Annotated in this window: 18 protein-coding genes; 11 read left to right on the forward strand and 7 right to left on the reverse strand. The window is 41.3% G+C overall.

Annotated features, from left to right (window positions below; translation table 11 throughout):
• The first annotated feature begins 367 nt into the window (after positions 1-367).
• Positions 368-1543 (forward strand): FIST C-terminal domain-containing protein, encoded by a 1176-nt coding sequence (locus tag J8L98_RS12690; protein WP_210996722.1) that lies wholly within the window; start codon positions 368-370, stop codon positions 1541-1543.
• Positions 1536-2933: an ATP-binding protein gene (locus J8L98_RS12695; protein WP_210996723.1), complete on the forward strand. Its 1398-nt coding sequence runs from the start codon at positions 1536-1538 to the stop codon at positions 2931-2933. Before J8L98_RS12690 ends, J8L98_RS12695 begins: the two co-directional genes overlap by 8 nt.
• Positions 2934-3195: 262 nt before the next feature.
• Here the strand turns inward: J8L98_RS12695 and J8L98_RS12700 are convergent, their stop codons facing one another.
• The gene (locus tag J8L98_RS12700) at positions 3196-4743 is read right to left on the reverse strand and encodes an AbgT family transporter (protein WP_192508038.1); all 1548 of its coding nucleotides are present in this window, start codon (positions 4741-4743) and stop codon (positions 3196-3198) included.
• Between the two features lie 195 nt (positions 4744-4938).
• On the opposite strand from J8L98_RS12700, the gene J8L98_RS12705 reads away from it, so the two are divergent.
• From J8L98_RS12705 to J8L98_RS12715, 3 genes are all read left to right on the forward strand, one after another.
• A complete protein-coding gene (locus tag J8L98_RS12705) occupies positions 4939-5784 on the forward strand; it encodes an HDOD domain-containing protein (RefSeq protein ID WP_192508039.1) in 846 nt (281 codons plus the stop codon).
• A 345-nt stretch (positions 5785-6129) separates the two neighbouring features.
• Positions 6130-7641: a response regulator gene (locus J8L98_RS12710; protein WP_210996724.1), complete on the forward strand. Its 1512-nt coding sequence runs from the start codon at positions 6130-6132 to the stop codon at positions 7639-7641.
• Between the two features lie 260 nt (positions 7642-7901).
• A complete protein-coding gene (locus J8L98_RS12715; protein ID WP_210996768.1) occupies positions 7902-9068 on the forward strand; it encodes a divalent metal cation transporter in 1167 nt (388 codons plus the stop codon).
• 59 nt (positions 9069-9127) lie between these two features.
• On the opposite strand, the gene J8L98_RS12720 is transcribed toward J8L98_RS12715, so the two are convergent.
• The 6 genes from J8L98_RS12720 to fadI form a co-directional block, all read right to left on the reverse strand.
• Positions 9128-10213, reverse strand: coding sequence for an energy transducer TonB (locus tag J8L98_RS12720; protein WP_210996725.1), 1086 nt, complete (start codon positions 10211-10213; stop codon positions 9128-9130).
• 102 nt (positions 10214-10315) lie between these two features.
• Positions 10316-10591, reverse strand: coding sequence for a YfcL family protein (locus J8L98_RS12725; protein WP_210996726.1), 276 nt, complete (start codon positions 10589-10591; stop codon positions 10316-10318).
• 8 nt (positions 10592-10599) lie between these two features.
• Positions 10600-11727, reverse strand: coding sequence for an ATP-NAD kinase family protein (locus J8L98_RS12730; RefSeq protein ID WP_210996727.1), 1128 nt, complete (start codon positions 11725-11727; stop codon positions 10600-10602).
• Complete coding sequence (locus J8L98_RS12735) at positions 11717-12274, reverse strand: elongation factor P hydroxylase (protein ID WP_210996728.1); 558 nt, start codon at positions 12272-12274, stop codon at positions 11717-11719. The genes J8L98_RS12730 and J8L98_RS12735 overlap by 11 nt, the downstream gene beginning before the upstream one ends.
• A gap of 583 nt (positions 12275-12857) precedes the next feature.
• Positions 12858-15071: a fatty acid oxidation complex subunit alpha FadJ gene (gene fadJ, locus J8L98_RS12740; protein ID WP_210996729.1), complete on the reverse strand. Its 2214-nt coding sequence runs from the start codon at positions 15069-15071 to the stop codon at positions 12858-12860.
• On the reverse strand, positions 15071-16381 hold the full coding sequence (gene fadI, locus J8L98_RS12745) for an acetyl-CoA C-acyltransferase FadI (protein ID WP_192508046.1): 1311 nt from the start codon (positions 16379-16381) through the stop codon (positions 15071-15073). The genes fadJ and fadI overlap by 1 nt, the downstream gene beginning before the upstream one ends.
• Positions 16382-16674: 293 nt before the next feature.
• Here fadI and J8L98_RS12750 point away from each other — a divergent pair, with 293 nt between their 5' ends.
• Genes J8L98_RS12750 through J8L98_RS12775 form a run of 6 tightly spaced genes read left to right on the forward strand, consistent with a single transcriptional unit; the run spans position 16675 to position 23522 of the window.
• Positions 16675-17631: a MoxR family ATPase gene (locus J8L98_RS12750; RefSeq protein ID WP_192508047.1), complete on the forward strand. Its 957-nt coding sequence runs from the start codon at positions 16675-16677 to the stop codon at positions 17629-17631.
• A 2-nt stretch (positions 17632-17633) separates the two neighbouring features.
• Positions 17634-18581: a DUF58 domain-containing protein gene (locus J8L98_RS12755; RefSeq protein ID WP_210996730.1), complete on the forward strand. Its 948-nt coding sequence runs from the start codon at positions 17634-17636 to the stop codon at positions 18579-18581.
• A gap of 5 nt (positions 18582-18586) precedes the next feature.
• Complete coding sequence (locus J8L98_RS12760) at positions 18587-19021, forward strand: DUF4381 domain-containing protein (RefSeq protein WP_192508049.1); 435 nt, start codon at positions 18587-18589, stop codon at positions 19019-19021.
• A complete protein-coding gene (locus J8L98_RS12765; RefSeq protein ID WP_210996731.1) occupies positions 19014-20000 on the forward strand; it encodes a VWA domain-containing protein in 987 nt (328 codons plus the stop codon). The genes J8L98_RS12760 and J8L98_RS12765 overlap by 8 nt, the downstream gene beginning before the upstream one ends.
• 1 nt (position 20001) lies before the next feature.
• Positions 20002-21894, forward strand: coding sequence for a VWA domain-containing protein (locus J8L98_RS12770; RefSeq protein WP_210996732.1), 1893 nt, complete (start codon positions 20002-20004; stop codon positions 21892-21894).
• A complete protein-coding gene (locus J8L98_RS12775) occupies positions 21888-23522 on the forward strand; it encodes a BatD family protein (RefSeq protein ID WP_210996733.1) in 1635 nt (544 codons plus the stop codon). The genes J8L98_RS12770 and J8L98_RS12775 overlap by 7 nt, the downstream gene beginning before the upstream one ends.
• Positions 23523-23540: the final 18 nt, after the last annotated feature.

The following is a 23540-nucleotide window of genomic DNA, read 5'->3' on the forward strand; positions in this document are numbered from 1 at the left end:
GCATAAGTGAGTATGCTGAAAGAGGTAATTGATACTCTAATTGACTAGGGGCTGTTGATCTTTTAGGTTCATTTTTGCAGCAGTTTGATTGGCTTTTATACAAGGCAGAGGCTGCGTAGCATGGTTATTCCATGTGAGTCAGCCGATAACATAGTAGAAAAGCCAATCAAACGCTGCCTACCGGTTCTTTTGAGCACCCCTTTCTCTTTGTTGCTTAATATTCGCTTAGATTACTAGGCCACATATTAAGCGCCGCGATAAAGCATGCTCAAAGAGAACAAAAAATAGAACAGCAAAGATCAACAGCCCCTAATCTATATTAAATAAGCAGCTAAATAATACAGGTTTAAATTACTGGGGAATGCCTTTGTTTAAATTTAATTGTTACTCCTCAAATAGCACTGATACACCACATGCGCTCAATGAGATTGAGGCACAGCTTAATCACACACATAACGCCACATTTTTAATTGTTTATTTTGATGTGCAATTAAACGCTGGAGTAATTTGGCAATGGCTATCAGCGCAGTTTGAGAATACACAATTCATTCTAAGCAGCTCATGCCAAGGGAGCTTTTGCCACAATAAATACTATAATCACGCTTTTGCTACGCTCACACTAATTAGCATCAACGACCCATCAGGCTGTTATTTTGTCAGCCCAGGTAAACGAAATAACTTATCTACATTTGACACAGCGCAAAGTGCCACTAATCAACTACTCAAAAACACCTTCAGCGAATCACCTGAGTTACTTTGGATCACCCTCTCGCCAGGAGATGAAGAGCAGGCCATAGCTGGAATACAAGCAGCTATCGGGCAACGAGTCCCTATTATCGGAGGATCAGCATCAGATAACGATGTGTCTGGTCAATGGCAAGTCTACACACATCACACAGCAACTCCCTGTAGCATGGCCATCGCGAGTCTAACGCCTTCGGTGGCCGTTTCATTTTCATTCTCTTCTGGTTATGCTCCATCAGGTCTCACAACCAAAGTCACACAAGCTTCTGGTAGAAATGTTGCTACACTCGATAATACGCCCGCGGCAATACGGTATAATCAATTAACAAATGGTACCATTTCGCAAAGTCTTAAGGGAGGTAACATTCTAGGTCTGACTTCCTTTCATCCAATAGGCCGAGAAGTTAGTAAAGATGAGTATTTACTGAGTCACCCAGAAAATGTCCACTCAAATGGCACTCTATCGTTATTCTCCAGCTTAGATGAAGGCGATATTCTCCATATTATGCATGGCTCAACCGACAGTTTGCTCCGCAGAGCACACCAAGTGATTCATAATGCGCAGCACACACTTGATAACCCCGCTCTGTCAGGTTGCATGCTTATTTATTGTGCTGGCTGCATGCTCAGCGTCAAGTCTCAATTTGAACAAGTTACTAAGAACATTTGCCAAGATTTTAACAATGTACCTGTCGCAGGAGTCTATACCTTTGGTGAACAAGGTTGCTTTTTAGACGGCCAATCTCGACATGGAAATTTAATGATTTCTGCTCTCGTATTTGGTGTCACACATGATTAACAGCGAACATCAGCAACTTATCGAAGACAATGAACGATTACTTGAAAAAGTAGCAAGATTAGAGCGAGCAGTCGAAGTTTCACACGCACAACAAGCAGAGTCTCTCGTGTTATTAGAGGGCATGAGCGCCTCTTTACAAGCATCTACAGTTGAGCAAATATATCAATCCGTGTTCTCTACACTTAAAAAACAAACGCCTTTCGACACAGCCCTGTTACTCACACCAGCCATGCCGGGTACACTTAATGTAGCAGCCACAAGCAACAATGTAACTATGCAGCAAAACATTATTGTCGACCCCCTCTTAAAATCAGTGTTGACGGGGCCTGCAAAAGCCATCATTGATATACAACTACTCAATCCTGACTGGTTGCCAACACTGACAGCGCCCCACCATCACAGCGCACTCATTGCATCATTCAGCTATAAAAGCTCGGTCTGCTTATTGATGCTTTTTGATATAAATAAAGGTGCTTATTTACGAAAAGATGCCCAAGCAATCAACCGGATCACCGGGCTTATAGAGCAAACACTAGATCAAGTAGAAAAGCGCTTTATAGAACTAGAAGCACAACAGTTACGTGTCGAGTCTGAACGCGTACAAGGCAATCTACTACGTCAAGAAAAAATGGCTTCTTTGGGGCAGTTAGCCGCAGGAATAGCACACGAGATCAATAACCCTATTAGCTTCATTGGCAGTAACTTGCAACTCATGCAAACGCAAGTCAAAAACTTGTATTTATTCCATCAGAATCTCAGTAAACAGCTTGCACCTAGCAATCAGCGTCTCTTTACATTAATGGCAGAAACCTATCCATGTGACTTTCTTGAAAGTGATTTCAATGAACTCTTTAATGATTGTAGGGAAGGTGTCGAACGGGTGAGTCACATTGTGAAGTCATTAAAAACCTACTGCCAAGCCAATGACAGTAACTGGCAGTTAAATAATGTTTGCGAAGGATTTAGCCTCACTCTAAAAATGCTTGAAAATCAATTAAAATATAATTGTGTCATTTCAGAGTATCACGCTGATATTCCCGACAGTTACTGCATCAACAGTGAGCTAAATCAAGTGTACTTAAATTTGTTACTTAATGCTGTACAAAGTATGCATGGTCACGGCGAAATAATCATTCGTAGTTACGCTAAAAACAATACCATTTTTATAGAAGTGCAAGACAACGGTATGGGTATTGCGCCCTCTAAAATTAACCAAATCTTTGACCCTTTTTATACCACCAAAGAAGTTGGTCAAGGTACCGGCTTAGGACTCTCTATTTCACATGCTATTGTGAAAAAACACCAAGGAGAAATACATGTTAAAAGTAAAGTAAATCATGGAAGTACATTTACTATTGCACTTCCTGTTTTATCGCTTCCACCGACCTGAATACGCAAAACTGGTCTATTGAATCCATGCCACTAAATATAAGATCTATTTTTACACAAAAAACACACAGCCAAAAGGGAAGTATTGGGGTTGGCTTTTTTCTATAAAATTAATTGACGCAATACGTACAGATTTCAGCTTATAAAATAACGCTTATAGTCAAGAATATTGATATGAGTACACACATAAAAAAACGCCTAATTAAGGCGTTTTTTTAAATGCCACACTGTAAGTAAAGTGTACGCGATGTTGCGTTTATCGACTATGGGTATGTATAGCTTGACTGCAAACCAAGTGGAAAACCCAGTCCCCAATATGCAAGCAAAAATAAACTCCAACCGATTAAAAATGCGATTGAGTACGGTAACATCATCGCAATCAGCGTTCCAATTCCGGTCCCTTTAACATACTTCTGACAATACACCACAACTAACGGAAAGTATGGCATCAAAGGCGTAATAATATTCGAACTAGAATCACCGACGCGATAGGCCGCTTGTGTTAAATCAGGAGAAATACCTAATTGCATTAACATTGGCACAAAAATGGGCCCTAACAAGGCCCATTTAGCTGAGCTTGAACCAACGAAAAGGTTAACAAAAGCGGTTAAGAAGATAATGCCTACCACGGTCACTGAGCTTGGCAATGCCATTGCTTTTAATACTTGAGCACCTTCAATTGCCAATAATGCGCCCAAGTTTGATTGACTAAATGCAGCGATAAACAAAGCACAGAAAAATGCCATTACAATATAATAGGCCATACTACCCATTGCTTTGCTCATTGCATCTATCATATCTTTCGAGCTTTTAAATGTCCCAACCATGAAACCGAATATGGCACCAGGGATCCAAAACAGTAAAAAGATCAGCGGGACGATAGACTGCATAAGAGGGGCACTAAAATCAGTTAATGAACCATTAGGGCTGCGTAATGCTGATTCTTCGCCACTTGATGCATATGCGAGTAGCGCAAGTCCCGCAATCATCACTGAAGATGCCACATAAAAGGCTGTACGTTCCTTTCCTGTCACTTCATCAAAGGCTGGTAAGTTTTCAGTATCGCCGTCTATCTGAGTGTCTTTTAGACGCGGCTCAATAATTTTATCGGTGATATACCAACCCAGTAAAATAATAAAAAGACTTGATGCCGACGTGAAGAACCAATTGTTTAATGGGTTAATCGACATAGTTGGATCAATAATATGTGCGGCGCTTTGCGTAAAGCTTTGCAGTAATGGATCAATACCAGAAGGAATAAAGTTTGCGCTAAAGCCACCGCTAACCCCAGCAAAAGCTGCTGCAATACCAGCCAGCGGGTGTCGACCCATTGCATAATAGATAACCCCTGCGATAGGGATCACCAAAACATAACCTGCATCAGTAGCTGTATGACTAACGATTGCAATTAATATAATGGATGGCGTTAATAACGCCTGAGGCGTTCTTTTTAACATCAACTTTAAGCCCGCATTGATATAACCCGAGTGCTCAGCAACACCAACCCCTAACATCGCAACAAGTACAACACCTAATGGTGCAAACCCAGTGAATGTTTTAACCATAGAAGACAAAAAGCCAGCTAATGCATCCCCACTAAGTAAGTTATTTACAACAATCGCTTGTCCTGTTCTTGGGTCTATCGCATCAAAGCTTGTGCCTGAAAATAACCAAGATAAAAACCAAATTAATATCATCGCAATTAAAAATATAATCGCTGGATCAGGTAACTTATTGCCGACTCGTTCTATTGAGTTCAAAAACCGCGTGATCACCCCTGAAGGTGCCGCTGCACTTGTTTGTTGCGTCATCTTTCATCTCTAAATAGCAAAATTGATTAACCTTAACGCAATTTACTATTAACTCGCAATAATTTGCGCCCTAAATTGGGACTAATAATGTAATATACCGCCAGATAGCACCTTTGAGATGTTTTTTTAGTCTAATCGTCTTCAATTCTTTCACTTTGAACTATTCTTGTATTTAAGCCTCGTAAGGATATACCCATGATTGACATTGATGATTCAGTTCTTAAAGATATTAAAAGCGGGTTTAACTTACCACCTAAGCCCGAATTACTCAGCCAGCTACAAGACAGTCTAAAAGAAGATGAACCTGATTTATGCCAAATAGCTAGCTTGATCGCAACCGACATAGCGACCTCTGCTGCTGTGTTAAAAGTTATCAATTCGAGTAGTTATGGGATGTCTAGAACCATTACTGATATTCGACAAGCGGTGATGTTTTTAGGGCTGGATAGCATTACCCAATTGGTTACCGGATTCTTGATAAAGCAAGCCTTTGATCAAAACAAGTGCTGTATTAAACTTGAGCGATTTTGGGACACTGCAACTGAAATTGCGGACGTTGCGACCCTGATTGGTAAAAAAATAAAATCAAAAGTGCCTGTCGAAAACTTACATATGCTGGGCCTATTTCACGACGCGGGTATACCTGCTATGGCAATGAAATACTCAAATTATGTGGATGTATTAGCAACAGCAAATGAAAATTATGATCAAAACCTCGTCTTCCATGAAGAATCCTTTTTTCATACTAACCACGCCGTTATTGGTTATTATTTAGCAAACAGTTGGAACTTACCAAAAAATATCTGCCAGCTAATCTTACGTCACCACGATGTACACTATTTTTCAGAAAAGCATCCAAATGATGAGAAACTGTGTATGGCTGCACTCAAAATGGCTGAAGACTTAGTGCATGTCAATAAACGATTCGTGCCTGATCCGGATTGGCATCATGTGAAAGCTTCTGTTTTAAAAGTGCTCGATCTTGAAGAAGATGATTACCAAGATATTAGAGATGATGTACAAGATTACTTTATTGAATAGTCTCGTTAGCCAAAGCTACCAGCGCCATCGATACCGTGTTGTGTACGAGTTTTATGATTTTATTATAAGCACTAAATTTTCTAGCACTCTCAACGTCTATAATTTTAATTAAATGTAAACAAATGAAAATACCCTCTTGATATTTAGCCATTAATAGCATATAAATCGTTCCAAATTAATAATGACGGTTCTAGATGGCATTTGCTTTGGATTAATCATTCCCTGTGCGCTTCAAACTGTGAATTAATAATTCAAATCTATGATTTATATAATTAAAAATACAATGCAGCATAAACATATTGAATGTTTTCTAACCCCTAAAAATACGACAGAGAGAGTTTCAAATTGCAACTGGTCAATTTAAATATTGCGATTATTGATGAAAATAAAACAAACGTTGAAATTCTCTCAAAAATGCTTCAAAGCTTAGGGGTATTCAATGTATTTACCTTCAATCATCCGCAACAATTTGTCGATGAGGTAGAAACTCAGCAATTCGACATGCTATTTCTTGACCATAATATCGACCAATTACATAACCACTATGACATGATCAGTGATCTTATTTTTGCTGACAAATTACTACCAACGACTCGACTTATATACTTAGCTCCAGAAAATACATCGTTTGATTATACGTGTGAATACCCCTTTCATAGTACACAAATGCTCATACGCCCTTTCAACACGGCTCAAATTTCAGAGCAATTGAAGCTACATGTTTTACAAATCACTGAATTTAAAACTGCCTATCACTTTATTAGCCAAAAACACTATAAACGCGCACTATTGCATTTAAAAAACTTAAGAAATCGAAATTATCCAAACTATTTAAAAAAATCTAGAAATCAACTGCTTGTTAATTTGCTACAACAACTAGGGCAATATAGCATCGCTAAAAAACTTTTAGTGCCACTTGCAAAAAAACACATCCATTGGGCCAGTTGGAGCTTATTTCATGTAAATTATGAACTCAAAGAGCTTGATAAATGTAAGCAGTTCTTAGCTTCACCACTCATTCAAAAGGTGTATCCCGTTCGCGTATTTTATTGGCAGATTTATTTGTCGTGGCAAACTGGTAAGCGTGACATCGCAACGGAACAGGTTCTAGCATTTGAGCTGGATAAAATGTCGCCTATGATGTTACGTTTGAGCCTCATGACATTGCATGCAAACCATGAGACCAATGCGCTTGAAAACCTATTTAATCGAACACAAACAATACGTAGCGATAATATTGACTATCAAAACTTCATAGCTTGCCTACGCGCAAGGACGATGATTTTATCGGCGCTTTTTGAGCAAACAGATATCCATATCAGTAATGCTAAACAAAGTCTTATTGGTGTACAAAAAACAATGCAAGCCACCCAACCCACAGAATTTAGTACGCTTATGGTGGCGCTGATGACCCTTGATGGCAACAATTCTGTCGCAAAGGGAAAATTGTATCAATTGGCACAACACAGTAGTGATGATCCTATTCAAATCATTTTACAAGCATACTTGTATCACCACTTAGGTGAACACCAAGATGCATTTGAGTGTATTTACACTGCACATCAACTGATCAACCGACAACTTAAAAATTGCCAACACGTATTAGCAGGGTTAATGCATAAGATCATATTTGAACACATGTATCACGATAGTTCCTCGCGCGCCCGTGCTTATGAAAAACTAGGACAACGCGTTTATGCTTCAGGTGAATACAAAAATGCCGTTAAAATTTATGGCCATGCGCTCAACGCTGGAGTTAATAGCAATGAAATTAAATCTCGTTTAGAAGAATGTATACACTTAAGTGGTATCACTGACCACTTTTACCAAACGCAAATGGACACAGTCACCGCGTAATGGATACATTTACTCCCTCACTTCACCTCACTTGCAGTCCTACCTTATGTAAAATTACTGTTTATATAAAGGTTTACACAGGTTAATATACTCAAATAGATGTCAGTCTCACCTATTGGGTAGATACTGTTCGTACTATTATCTTGAATATCGCAGTAACCAAAAACATAACCATTATAATTTTTATATCATATAAAAAGGATGTATTCGTGCTTGCAAATATCCAAAACAAGTTTAACTCTCTTGGACCAGGAATACTCATGGCCACCGCCGCAATCGGTGGCTCGCATCTTGTCGCAGCAACGCAAGCTGGTGCATTATTTGGTTGGCAATTATTGTGGCTTATTGTTGCTGTGAACTTATTAAAATACCCGTTTTTTCGCTTTGGTGTTGAATATACGCTGCATACTCAAAACAGTGTTATTCACGGCTATAAACAACAAGGTATTGCCATATTTATTGCATTTACTGGACTCAATGTGATTGCCGCGATCGTAAATACCGCGGGTGTGTTGTTACTAACAGCAAGCTTACTTCATTACGCCCTCCCCATTCAGGCTAGTGTCACTACTTTATGTTTTGCAATACTGACTATGTGCCTAATTATCTTACTCTTTGGCCATTACAAGGTACTAGATAAAGCCAGTAAATGGATCATGAGTGTGTTAACACTCGCGACTTTATCGGCATTGGCAATTGCCATATTGCAAGGGAGTGCCCATCCGGCTCCTGAGGTAATGCCTGAACCGTACCAATTAGCCATGTTAGGTTTTTTAGTTGTGCTAATGGGGTGGATGCCCGCACCTATAGAAATATCAGCGATTAACTCACTTTGGATCAAAGCAAAATGTAGAAATATGCAGTTGAGCTACCGCCAAGGCATGTTCGACTTCAATTTAGGCTATGGGCTTACCGCCTTTTTGGCAATTGTTTTTTTCGCGCTGGGTGTACTCGTGCAATTTGGTAGTACCAGTAAAATAGAACTAGCGGGTGTCGCTTTTAGCAAACAGTTAATAGATATGTACACACTCACTATCGGTGAGTGGGCACGAAGTTTAGTGTCTGCTATTGCATTCCTATGTATGTTTGGCACAACACTTACCGTACTTGATGGGTACGCCAGAACATTAAATGACGCATTGTCATTAATTCGTAAAGATCCCCCAAAAAATAGTCTTACAGCACTGATATTATTACAGGCAAGTTTAGGGATGGCGGTTGTGTTATTTTTCAAAGCGAACCTCAAAGAAATGCTCACGTTTGCAATGACTTTGGCATTTGTTACCACCCCATTATTTGCATGGTTTAATTACCGCCTGGTAACGAGCATCAAAAAGCCGCCAACTGGTATGTTAAAAGTGCTCACATGGGTAGGTCTAGCTTATTTATTTGGGTTTGCTCTCTTATTTGTATACTGGCGCTTTTAAGCATAGGTATGAGTAACATACACGTGCACTGTGTTACTCATACCACTTAACTTTTACTGCTAATCGTTTAAACGAAAGTCGATTTGTACGGTAGATTTTGCCGGCACAGCTTTGCCGTCAACAAATTTAGGGGCATATCGCCACTGTTTCAATGCCTTTATTGACGGCTTTTGAAATCCAATACTCTCATCTGGATTCAAAACTAAAATATCCTCAACAAATCCACTTGGCGTCACTGTAAACTCCAATTGTACGAACCCTTCCCGAGCAAATTCAGCTGCTCTTCGTGGGTAAATAGGTGCTTGCCTGTAAAGTGGGGTCTGCTCAATGTTATTGTTCCAAGGCCGCATTTTTGCGATGGCCACACAATGCTTGGTTGCCGCTTCACTATTTCCAACGCGCTCATAAGCTGCCACGAGCCTAGAGTGTGCAAAGAGCTCCATTGGGTGTTCAAAATCTAGATTTTCATCAAACACATTAACAATATTATTCAACCGCTCTATCGCTTCATTATGACGCTTGCGTCCAGTTTCATAGGCTGCTACCCACATATCTACTTCAAGCCGATGTAAAGCGTTAGCAGGCAAGTGCGCACTGTTAAGTTCATCAGTGCGTTCTAAGTATCGCTTAGCTTTTCGATAATGTTTTTGCTCTTCAAAGAATATTTTCGCTGCTTCAAAATTAATCTTCGACTCAAGTAATAAATCTTGCTTTTTTTGCGCTATTGCAATGGCACTATCAATAAATTCAGAGCCGGAGCTTCGGCGTCCTAACTGCACCGTAGCTTCGGTGAGTGATATCAACGGGTCAATTAACTGTTGGCTGGCTTCACCATATAACTTCTGTGTCCCTGTAACTATTTTCTTATAAAGAGCGACTCTTTCTTCTGCCATTTTACTAGGCATGGCCTCGGCATAATTCGCGGCTAAATTCAGTGTATTTTGATGCCCAGCGCCATATATTTCTTGCCCCAGTTGATAGGCTTGTTCAGCAAGTAATTGCTTCTGAGTATCATCTTTGTGCGCGACGGCTTGCTGATAGGCTTGGTAGACTTGTTTAAATTCTTTCTGTGTATCTGCACTAGCGTGAATATTAGCGCTAAGTAACAATAATGTCGCGAGAGTTCCATGTTTTATATAGTTCATATTATATCCATATATAATTTTATAATTACCTGATTATTAATATCATAATCTTCAGGCATAAAAAAACCGTGCTGAGCACGGTTTAAGTATAGCGTATTTTAACTAGCTTAACGCTTTAACTTGCTCCCATATGGACACAACATGGGCCTTATCTTCGTCGGTCAACTCTCCATTGCGATAAGCTTTAACTAAACTTTTCTCAACGTTATCATTTAACTCTGTCGAGCTAAGTGCTTCGCCCTCTACCTGAGCATATCCAACCGCAAGATCAAAATGACCACGTAAATAACCGCCCGCAAATAATTCATCATCACTGGCTTTATCAACTAAATCATCAAAAAATTGTTGGGCAGCTTCTACATAATCTTGAAATGACATGACTTCTCCTAATTTAAATCTTGGTGGCCTACAGCATACATCACGTGATCATTGTACCCTGTGATCACTTTAATATAACCACTTAATTCGTTGTCTAACGCTTGATCACCTGTGTCTGCAATTAATGGACGCCCGTTCAGCGCTTGTAACTTAGTCTTTGTTGCCACAATGATTATATTCTCACGCCCTACTTTGCGTATTAAATCTGGGCTCAACTGTTGATTACCTCGTCCAAAAATATGACCTTGACCGCCAATCAACGTAATCACTAATTTAGTCGGGCACAAACCGGCACTATCATAAAGTTGAGCTGCCGTCATATCTTGCCCTAACAGGGTATGATCTTTGATCAAATCAACGCCAAGCAATGTATTATCTAGCCCTAATTCTTCCATAATAGCCGCAACAGTCGACCCTGAACCCATTATATATTGCTCGTCTTCGTCCATTTCACTGATCACATAAGCAGATAAATCTGCAAGTACTAACTCGTCAGTTTCTTTACCGCCATTCTTCACACTTTGCACGTAACGAACCTCTGAAGGTACCTGCATTTCTCCATAACGCTTTGCTTTCACTGTTCCTTGTCGAAAGGCAACCTCATCAATGTCCATCACATTCGCTTCACCTAATGTAACCAAATCACCATTAATCAACATCTCCACGACTCGACCGGCTGCTTTTGGGGTAATGGCATAAACCCCCGAATGTATCTTACATCCAGCGGGAACCCCCAAGACTGGTAGGTGCTCACCGACAGCAGCACAAATATTTCTTGCTGTTCCGTCTCCGCCAGCAAATAAAATCATATCAACACCTTGCGCTAGCATTTCTTTAGCTGCAGCTTCAGTATCTTGTGGGCAGGTCTTAGCGCCTGTAGAAAACACGACCTGTGTTTCAAAACCTAATGCTTTTGCACATAACTCACCCATGTCGCCATTGACCGTGTAAATTTTTAGCTCCGCAATATATGGAACTAACAATTCCAATGCTTGACGTGTACGCAAATTGGCTTTCGGCTCAGCGCCCAACGCCAGTGCATGTTCAGCTGTATCTGCACCATCACTACCTTTGAGCGCAACACTGCCGCCTAAACCTGCTACTGGGTTAATAATCAAACCAAGTTTAAACTGCATCTAAGAACTCCTCCGGACACTGCCACTCAAACTGTTCGGCCGTAAGTGGCCAAGGTGTACTGTAAAATTCACTTAGGGATTTTAGTAATATCTCAGTTCGTTCACTAAAACCATCTTCAACCAAGCGCAGAACTTGCTTGTGTACGCGTGTTTGAAAACTAAAACGGCATGTTTGTGCCCCATTTAAGTTATCAATCGATACATTAAACGTAAAACCGGCAGCAATACTTAATGCCCATTCAATTGCCTGAGGCTTCACTTCGACACTTTCAAACTCTAACTGCTGCGCTTTATTTCGACCATCAGGGCAATACCAATAGCCATAATCTTCTAACAACCGGCGATGCTCTCCTGCAACTAACCAATGCGCAATTTCATGTAATGCACTGGCATAAAAACCATGTGCAAACACAATCTGATGAAACGGGGTTTCAATACTTGCGGGGATATAAACGGGTTCATGCTGACCTTTTATGAGCTTACTGTTATACGTTTGATAAAAGCTCTCGTCGAATATACGAATTAGATCGTGGATCTGGTGTGTCAAAGTCGTAATAGTTCCAAGTTAGGGGGGTGAGACAATCGTCGTATTGTACGATTTTTTGCTGCTAATGTAAAAAACAAGGCCTAATTCAAAACAAATAAAACAGGGACTAACACACCCCATTTGATTGGCTATTTGCATAACTAATCTGTGTTAATTCATAAACTATCAGCCCCAAAAACGGAACGATCATGTCCCTATTTCACCACTCGCTAGAAAGGGGTTAAATCTAAATTAAGGTAGATAAAAGTCGTTCCATAATCTTTATTTCTCAACGGAGAGAATATCTTTTTCAATTTCCTAAAAAGCCTTGTATTTTAATATAAATTTTACCGCCAAGTAATAAACCAGCACAGCAAAGATAGGTATTACAAGAGTTAGTGTCTGGCTTTAGTGCATTAAACCAAGACGATACAACACACCGAAAATATGGAAGGTCAGTTACCTGATAATGCATTAATACCGAAAACTACCACTAACTCAATTTATTTAAAATGCACAATTATGCAGTGTAAAAACAGCTATTTTACAAAAAAAAAGCTATGCAATGCACAGCCTTTTTCTAAATAAAGTAAGTCGCCTCAGATCATGCGGGCTTTTCTTCACTACTTGGCCCCGCAACCACATTATCAGATTCAGCTTGTACTGAGTCTTTAGCTTGTTCAGTTGGCACTTCTACCAATACCGTTTGAACTTTATCAGTTGCATAAAAACGCGCTCCAGAATCAGCCAATTTCATTAAGCTTTCAGCTGGCGTAAACACCATATTTTCTGATGCATAAGTCGACAGTTCAGAGCACACTTTATTGATCCCACGCTTATCCATATAGCTAAATGGTCCGCCTAAGAATGGGGGGAAACCAATACCGAATATTGCACCGATATCTCCATCTCTGGCGCTAGCAATAATACCTTCATCTAAGCATCGAGCCGCCTCATTTAGCATCTGCGCAACGCATCGGCTAGCTATTTCTTGCTTGTTTAAACGGGGGCTTTGGGTGATCCCCAATAACTCATACACCGACTCGTCAACTTTTTTACCCTTTTTCTCATAGGTATAAAATCCACGACCGGTTTTCCTACCTAAGCGTTTAGAATCTATTAAACGTTCAAACGCATTCGGCGCTTTAAAACGCTCTCCGAGCTCTTTTTCAAGGATAGGCGCTATCTTCGACCCAATATCAATACCTACTTCATCCAGCAACGCAAGCGGTCCAACTGGGAAGCCAAATTCGACTAACGCTTGGTCTATCTTTTCTATTGGTTCACCCGCCAAAAGTAAATTTGCCGCTTCATTCACATAAGGTGCGAGAATACGATTGACGTAGAAGCCCGCTTTATCTTTTACAACAATAGGTGTTTTACCTTGTTTGCGGGCAAAGTTTACTGTACGAGAAATCGTCTCTTGTGACGTGCCTTCATGAGGAATAATCTCTACCAATGGCATTTTCTCCACAGGAGAGAAATAATGAAGCCCAATGACGTTTTCAGGACGTTGAGCTTGCTCTGCTATTTGTGAGATTGGCAAAGATGATGTGTTACTAGCGAAAATAGTATCTTCCCGACTTTCCCGCTCAATATCAGCAACCATGCTTTGTTTTAAGTTCAAATCTTCAAATACAGCTTCGATTACCATATCGACATGCTTAAATGCTGTATAGTCGGTGCCGCCTGTGATCCGGTTCATTGTTAGTTGCAGCTCTGAGTGAGACATAATGCGACGTTTTTGACGTTTTGAGAGAATTTTATAGCTATAATTCATCGCATTACTTACGCCTTGTTGCGCGACATCTTTAATTCGCACCAACGCACCCGCTTTCACTGCACTCACATGCGCAATCCCAGCTCCCATCAAACCGCCACCTAATACCGCGGTACGTTTAACAGGTGCCACATCGTCACTTTTATATTCTTTTTTCATTTCAGTGGTGGCAAAAAAGATCCCACGCAATGATTTAGATACATCTGTCATTACAAGATCTGCAAACCCTTCGGCTTCAGTCTTATACGCTTTTAGTTCTCCTAGCTCAACAGACGCACGCACTGCTTTAATAATATTCAACGGAGCCGGGTAATGCCCCCCTGTTTTTTTCATCACATTATCATGTGCTTTTTTGAAAATAATATTGCGACCAAACGGATTAGATTCTAATAACTTACTTATTTTATCAAGTTTAGGCTGCACCTCTTTTGCTTTGCCTTTCATCGCATATTTTGCGGCAACGTCCAGTAATATACTTTGAGGGACGCTGTCATTTACTAAACCTGCTTTTCTTGCTTGTTTAGCGCGAATTTGTTTACCAGTTAACATCCATTCCAATGCTTTTTGAATACCAACCAGCTTAGGTAAACGCTGTGTGCCCCCACCGCCAGGTAACAAACCAAGTTGCACTTCCGGCAAACCAAGTTTGGTTAAATCACTATCGGTACAAATACGGTAATCACAGGCTAAAGCAAACTCTAACCCGCCGCCTAATGCCGCACCATGAATGGCTGCGACCGTTGGATAGGGCTGCTTTTTCATACTAAAAAATGCTTGTTGGCACATTTCAGACAATGCCAAAGCATCTTCACGTTGTTCAGCGCTATCCAACATTTTAATGTCGGCGCCAGCGATAAAGTTATCGGCTTTACCACTGATGAACACCATTCCTGTAATATTGTCGTCTTGCCCTTGCTTTAAGGTAACCAATAGATCATCTGCGAAACTGTCCCGCAATGTATTCATTTTTTCGCCTGGCACATCAATAGTGACAATCGCAACGCGCTTTTCATTTAACTCATAAGTAAATACTGACATTATGCACTCTCCAATACAAAGGCCGCACCTAATCCACCAGCCGCACATGCTGTGGTTAATGCCAAACCGCCGCCACGGCGTTTTAGTTCATGTAAGCTTTGCGTAATTAAACGAGCACCCGTTGCAGCAAACGGATGTCCATAAGCAAGTGAACCACCATTGACGTTAAATTTATCCATATCAATTTCACCCAGTGCTTTTGCGCGCCCGAGCTTTTCTTTTGCAAACTTATCACATCCAAACATTTTCATATTTGCCAATGCCTGTGCAGCAAATGCTTCATGCATTTCAATAAGATCTAAATCTTGTAAGCTGATCCCCGCTCTATCAAGCGCTATTGGCGTCGAGTGAGCCGGCCCCATCAACATATCTTCTTGTACACCAATCGCTGAAAATGCAAAACTGCGTACATAACCTAGTATGTCATAACCCAGTGCTTTAGCTTTGCTTTCACTCATCATTAGGACCGCAGCTGCGCCATCCGTTAACGGTGTTGCATTCGCCGCGGTCACTGAACCATGCTGTCTATCAAACACAGGTTTAAGTTTTGCGTAACCTTCAAGTGTTGAATTACCACGAATATTGTTATCTTGCTCTATAAACGACTTATAAGGAGGAACATGTGCTGTCATCACCTCTTCATTAAGCAAACCGTCCGCCCATGCTTTAGCTGCCAATGAATGTGAACGATGCGCCATTGCATCTTGATCTGCACGGCTGATCCCATGTGTTTTTGCCATTTGTTCTGCGGTTTGGCCCATAGAAAGACCCGTAGAATACTCAGCCACGGCTGGCGGAACGGGCATTAAATCTTTCAAACGTAGTTTAGAAAATATTTGTAATCTCTGACCTAATGTACGCGCTTTGGTTAAATCGACTAAGCTGCCTGCAAGCTTTTTACTGACACCAATCGGTAACACAGAAGATGAATCCGCTCCGCCCGCTATACCCACTGTCGCTGAACCTGCAATGATTGACTCTGCAACATTAGCAATCGCTTGAAAGCTCGTTGCACATGCTCGAGATACTGAGTAGGCATCAACCGATACTGGCATACCCGTCCCTAATACGATTTCACGCGCAATATTTGGAGCTTCTGGCATTTGCACTACCTGTCCAAAAACCAGCTGGTCAATTTCACTCTTATCAAAGTTCAGACGCTCAAGCATTTCATTGACGACCAATTTACCCAAATCTAATGCGGGCACATGATGAAACGCCGTCGCTTGTTTCGCAAATGGCGTACGTAAACCACTCACAATCGCGATTCTATCGCCTTTTGTTGTTTTTAGAATATTTTGTTCAGACATTGATTTTGCTCTCCCGCTGACAGGTCTGACCTGTTTTATTTATCCTGATTCTAAACAACCCCTTTCATAATGCCAATAGAAAATTCAATATTGATGACAAAAGAAGCAAACTCCCTCTACCCTAGTTTGTTTTTTATACAGCTGCAAAAGTTATTGAAAAAACAAGGGAACTAAATAGAAACACACGGTCTAAGTAAACGCAAAATAACCAAAAAAATTAATTTGAAAGACTTGAGTTCTTGGAGTGAAATCCTTATAACTTAGGAAAAATTTGTCAGTACAAGGACAAAGCAATGGCTGTAAATGAATTTTCTGAACTAAAAAACTATCTTGATACCCAAATTATAGGTCAACCAGAATTGACCCAAGCGCTGTTAATTGCTGTATTAGCTGATGGTCATCTACTTGTTGAAGGACCTCCAGGGCTAGCAAAAACACGCGCTGTAAACGCGCTAGCACAAGGCATAGAAGGCAGCTTTCAACGCGTTCAATTTACCCCTGATTTATTACCTGCGGATGTCACAGGTACAGATATTTATCGCCAACAAACCAATGAGTTTGTTTTTGAGAAGGGCCCACTATTTCATAACCTAATTTTAGCTGATGAAATTAACCGTGCGCCCGCTAAAGTACAATCTGCTTTGCTAGAAGCCATGGCGGAGCGACAGATAACGGTTGGCAAAAACACCTACCCTCTTTCTGATTTGTTTATGGTAATGGCGACCCAAAACCCATTAGAGCAAGAAGGGACATATCCATTACCTGAAGCCCAATTAGACCGTTTTTTACTCCATCTGAATATTGACTACCCAGGTGCAGAAAATGAATTGGCAATACTACGACTAACCCGAGGCGAAGCGCTGTCGGAGCAACCGGTGACGTTTTCTCCTATTAGCCAAGACACTCTTTTTGCGGCAAGAAAAAATGTGTTATCTATGCATTTAGCTGAGCCATTGGAACAGTATTTAGTTCAATTGATTGTTGCCACTCGCGAAGCGGGGGAACTTGATCCGCAACTGGGTTCATGGATTGAATTTGGGGCAAGCCCTCGTGCTACAATTGCGCTAGACAAATGCGCGCGTGCCAACGCTTGGTTACAAAACCGTGACTTCGTAACCCCTGAAGATATTCAAGGTGTTTTATACAATGTGTTACGCCATCGCATTATTTTAAGCTACGAAGCACAAGCTGACGGTATCACCAAAGATCAAGTTATTCGTCGGATCTTAGAATTGGTTCCAGTACCGTAATCATGGGCCAATCTCAACTATCTCCGCAGGCTTTTTTAAACCAGTGCCATAGCAATGGTGCTGAATTAGGCCTCAAAGAACTGCTTTATTATAAGCCCAAAGCCAACTTGCTCTCGTTGCGCCCAAAAAGCAGAGTGAAAAGTGCGCAAGCTGGACAATATCTGGCTCCACATAAAGGTCGAGGCATGGAGTTTGCCGAAGTAAGACAATATCAATACGGCGATGATATAAGAGCGATTGACTGGCGCGTTACCGCACGCACCGGCGAAGTACACACTAAGCTATACCAAGAAGAAAAAGAACGACCGGTATTTGTCTTCACCGATCTTTCTAACAATATGCTTTTCGGCTCACAACTCTTATTAAAGTCAGTCCAAGCTGCACATTTAAGTGCGCTTGTGGCATGGTCCGCATGCCAACGCGGTGACCGATTAGGCGGGATTGTATTTAGCGAATATGGACATCATGAGCTAAAACCAACAGCCCGTGATAGAGGCGTGTTAGCGCTTTGTCATCAATTGGTCGACATACATAAGCAATCTCTTGAAAATAGAGAATTAAGCGCCCAGAGCAGTTTTGAAGCTAATTTAAAGCGCATGGCTCATTTAGCGAAGCCGGGAAGTTTAATTTATTTGATCTCTGATTTCACTCATCTTGATGATGCCAGTTTTAAACAATTAGAGCGTTTAGCTCGTCATTGTGAACTAATCGGTTGCCATATCACTGACCCTTTCGAGCTCCAGCTTCCAGCGCATCAAGAGGCACTGACTGTATCTGCGGGAGAACAAAGTTGGACATTACCATTGATGGACAAAGGGTTTAGAGAAAAATTTGCCGAACAAGCTCAACATGCATTTTCCGCTCGCCTCGCACAATTAAAACGTGCAGGCATGACCATGCAAGGGTTTAGTGCAGCAACCGCGCTTGAATCGCAAATTTTGAGGTATTAATTTAAATGCAAGCATCACCACTTGACGCCTTACACGACGTACTGCCCCCGAGTGAAGTTTCTTGGTGGCCCTTATCGCCAGTCGCTTGGGCCGCTCTTATCAGTACACTATTATTGATAGGGTTAATATGCCGACTACTGTACACCGCCCATTGTCATAAACAAGCGAAAAAGCAGGCGATTAACCAAAGTCAATTACATCAAAATGATCCGCAGGCATTGCATATTCTGCTAAAGCGGTTGGCTAAACACTATTATGGTACGTTGGCCACTACGCAATCACAAAATAAATGGGCCTCTATCTTGAGCCAATTATCAGGGCAAACCTTCAATGAGCAGGAGCTTAATAGCCTATATGCTCCAGTACCAAATGAACACCTCGCCAAAAAGCTGAGTGTTGCCATTCGTACATTTAAACTCAAGGAGAAAGTGAATGTTTGAGTTTAGTTGGCCCTGGTTTTTTTTACTATTACCGCTCCCTTGGATAATGGTAAAATTCAAGCCTACACAACAAGCCACCCCACAACGTTTAAGAATGCCAAGTTTTGCTAGCTTGTCTTCATTGGCTCCAAAAATCACTCAGCATCAACGTAAAGTCTCATGGCTAGAAGCACTTATATGGTTACTTTTAGTGGTTTCAGCGGCAAATCCGCAATGGTTAGATGACCCTGTCGCCTTACCCAATGAAGGACGAGATATTATGCTTGCTGTCGACTTATCTGGCTCGATGAATGAACAAGACATGGAATATCAAGGCCGTTACGTAGACAGGCTTTCGGTCGTAAAAGCGGTATTAAGTGATTTTATCAAGCAACGTCAGGGAGATCGATTAGGATTAATTCTATTTGGCGACACAGCCTTCTTACAAACCCCACTTACGAGAGATTTAAGCACAGTAAGCCAAATGCTAACAGAAGCACAAATCGGCTTAGTTGGGCGTGCGACCGCGATTGGTGATGCTTTGGGACTCGCTGTAAAACGATTCAGTCAAAAACAAGACAGCAACCGCATTTTAATACTGCTAACCGATGGGCAAAACACCGCTGGGAATTTGAAACCAGAAGAAGCGCTTATTTTAGCCAGAGAAGAAGGTATCAAAGTGTATACCGTTGGCGTTGGCTCAGATGGCCGTGGTGGATTTAGCCTATTTGGCATGGGTGGCTCTGCGGGAAGTAGCATTGATGAGGCAACCCTCAAGCATATTGCGACAGAAACTGGCGGTAGCTATTTTAGAGCCAAAGATGTCAGTGGATTGCAACAAATTTATCAAGAGCTTGACCAACTTGAACCGATTAGTGATGAAGCGCAAACGTTTAGACCGCAAGTCGCTTTATTCTACTGGCCGTTATTGGCTGTCTTAACATTATTAATGCTCTCAATTCTCATCAAAGCCTTACGCGGCTTAAAACAGGAGGCCTAGTATGGAGTTTATATTTATTAGACCTGAATTGCTGTGGTTACTCATTCCATGGGCGTTGCTGACCACCATTGCCTTTGTTAAACGTGCAAAGCATAAACATAGCCCGCTTATTGCACCGCATTTAGCAAGCGTTATGCTCAGTGATAGTACGCAACAACGAAAAACTCATAGCCCCATACTGATCAGTGTATTCATGTTCGCGGCAATTATATGTGTTGCAGGACCTAGTTTTTCGAAACAACAAGTACCCGTATTTCAAACAAAGCAAGCGCGTGTGGTGTTGATGGATATGTCATATTCTATGTATTCAACTGATATAGCACCGAATCGTTTAACCCAAGCGCGTTTTAAAACCCTCGATATGGTTGAGTTATTTAAAGAAGGTGATACTGCATTAGTCGCCTATGCAGGGGATGCTTTTACCGTTTCACCTTTAACAAGCGATGCACAAACACTGAGTAATTTAATTCCTAGCTTAAGTCCTGCGATTATGCCAAGTAAGGGTTCAAATGTCCTTGCTGGGGTTGATAAAGCAATAGAACTACTTCAACAAGCAGGCTATGTACAAGGTGAAATAGTACTAATCACAGACGGCCTAGACCAAGAAGATGTTGATGATATTCATGCTGAACTAAGAAATCATGCATACAGATTACATATTTATGCTGTCGGTACTGAGCAAGGTGCCCCAATTGCTTTACCTGAAGGTGGTTTTTTAAAAGACAATTCCGGACAAATCGTCGTACCGAAGCTAAATGTATCTCGATTATCTAATTTAGCACAATCACAACGAGGTCAATTTGCAGCATATAGCCCTGGGGTGCAAGACCTTAGCTTATTCAAGCCACAAAACAGCCATACACAATTGGATGAAACACAACAAACCGAAATGCTATGGCGAATAGATGCTGGGCAATATGGATTACTCATTTTATTACCTTTGGCATTATTACTTATCAGACAAGCGGGAATAACATTGGCAATTATAATGGTTACGTTACTGCCATATGATACGGTCTACGCGGCAGAGTGGCAATCTTGGTTCAAAAACACCGACCAAAATGCCCTAGCGGCTTATAACCAAGATAACTTTTCTGACGCTAGTTCCGCTGATAACCTTGAATTAAAAGGCGCTGCATTGTACAAGCAAGAGCAATTTGCAGACGCTGCACGTGTATTAGAGCCCACAAAAACTGCGTTTGGGCAGTATAACTATGGTAATGCACTCGCTAAATCAGGAAAGCTTGAAGAAGCAATTACTGCCTATGAGCGTGCACTGAGTTACGACCCACAATTACAGCAAGCACTTGATAATAAAAAACTCGTAGAGCAATTGTTGCAGCAGCAACAAGAACAACAAGATAAATCTGAAGACGAATCTAAAAATAAAGATCAAGATCAAGATCAAGAACAGCAATCTCAAGATCAATCAGGCGAAGGTTCCGATGAGAGTAATTCTGAAGAACAGCAAAGCGCTGACCAAAATGAATCTGATCAACAAGAGCAAAGTAGCGAATCTGAGCAAAATGGCGAACAAAATAACGACCCGCAAATGCAAAGTGACAGCGAAAAACAAGACGCTCAAGATAACTCCGAAGCTGCTCAGCAAGGTGATACAGAGCAACCTGAAGACAATCAAGCACCTGAAGAAAATACACAACCTACCGAGTCCCAACAGGAAGGCCAAGCACCGGAGCAACAAGAAAGCTCTCCAATAGGAGACGTGAGTGCAAAACCACTTACCCCTGAAGAAAAAGAAAAAGCGCAGCAGCTGAGTCAGTTACTGAGAAAAGTGCCTGATGATCCCGCTATTTTATTACGTAACAAAATGCAGTTAGAAGCACAACAGCGTGCTCAGCAGCAGCGCCGTAGAGGAGTTGAAAAATCATGGTAATGCGTTTACTGATCCCCCTATTTCTAATAATGAGTAGCTACAGTGTAGCCGCTTTTGAAAGGCTCAGTGCCAGTGTTGATAAGAACCCCGTACTCGTTGGCGAGTATTTCACCCTCACTATCGAAGCGGATGGCAAAGTCTCTGGCAGCCAGCCTGACGCCAGTGCGCTAGCACAAAAGTTTGTCGTTAGTCCTATGAGCGTAGGTTCACGTACAAACATTATAAACGGGAGTATGAGCAGTCAAACTACATGGCAAATGCAGTTATTAGCCCGCACAGCAGGCACGTTTACCATTCCAAGCTTTACTGTCAATGGGAAAAGCTCTCAGCCCATTAGTCTAAAAGTGATTGCGCGTAGTCAAGATGGCACAGCACAAGAAGACATTTTCATTAAAACTACATTGAGTCCAGAAACCCTATATGTGCAGCAAGCTGGCTTATACACCGTAAAACTTTATATCGGAAAAGATTTATTGGATGGCCAATTAACGGCTCCTGTAATGAACGATGCGCAAATTACCTTAATGGGTAAGCAAAGTGAAGATTACGAAGTACTTGATGGCCGTCGCTATATGGTGATAACACGAGAATATCTCATTCAACCGCAAAAAAGCGGTGATTACACGTTAGAACCGCCTATGTTCAATGGCCAGATACGCGAAAATTATCGACGTATGGCTGTGTCTGCAGTTGCTAAACCACTCACAATTGAAGTAAAACCTGTTCCTGAAAATTATCAAGGTGCTTGGTTGCCAAGCGAACTTGTCAATTTAAGTGAAGAGTGGCAACCTAGTAGCAATGAAGTAACCGTCGGTACGCCCATAACGAGAACATTAACCCTGACCGCTGTTGGCATCACTAAAGAGCAATTGCCCGATATTAGTATGGCGCAAATATCAGGGATTCGTAGTTACCCAGATGAAAGCGATCGAAATCAACTGGCTCGTGATGGAAGGGTTATTTCACAACTCATTACGTCCTTTGCTCTCGTGCCGCAGACTCCAGGCACGTATACGTTACCTGAGATGAAAGTTCCTTGGTTCAATACCGTTATTAAACGTGTTGAATATGCTACTTTGCCTGCCAGAACTATTTCCGTCATTGCTGATGTAAATCAAATCGCGACTCCAACAGTGACTGCCCCTGTACTCACTACACCGGCTAAAACACAAGATGCAGTGTCTACGCTGACTGCTGAGCAAATTGCCCAGCCGAGAAATGACTACAACTGGCTAATAATGCTCTCTGGTTACATAATATGGCTATTAACGATCATTGTTTGGATCATTCGTAAACCTAAGCAGGTTAAATCGCCTGTTCCAAGTGAAGATAACACCTCAATTCCAACGCTGAAAACATTGCAAAATGCAGCTCGGCACAAAGATAATGCGGCTTTTTATAATGCTCTGAGGCATTATGCCAGTGCACAAGCCAATAATCTCACCTTAGATGCTTGGATTAATCAGTTAGCAAACCCTGACTTAAATATCGAAATTGCAAAATTACAAGCTTCACTTTATAGTGCGGGTGAACATTCGGTAGATTTATCTGCGCTCTTTCAGATGCTAAATCAAGCCATAAAAAAGAAAACTGCGAAAGCAGACAATCACTTAACTCAGCTATACTGAGTTAAGTGAAAATAATTG

The organism is Pseudoalteromonas sp. MMG013, assembly GCF_018100885.1.
GTDB lineage: Bacteria > Pseudomonadota > Gammaproteobacteria > Enterobacterales > Alteromonadaceae > Pseudoalteromonas > Pseudoalteromonas aurantia.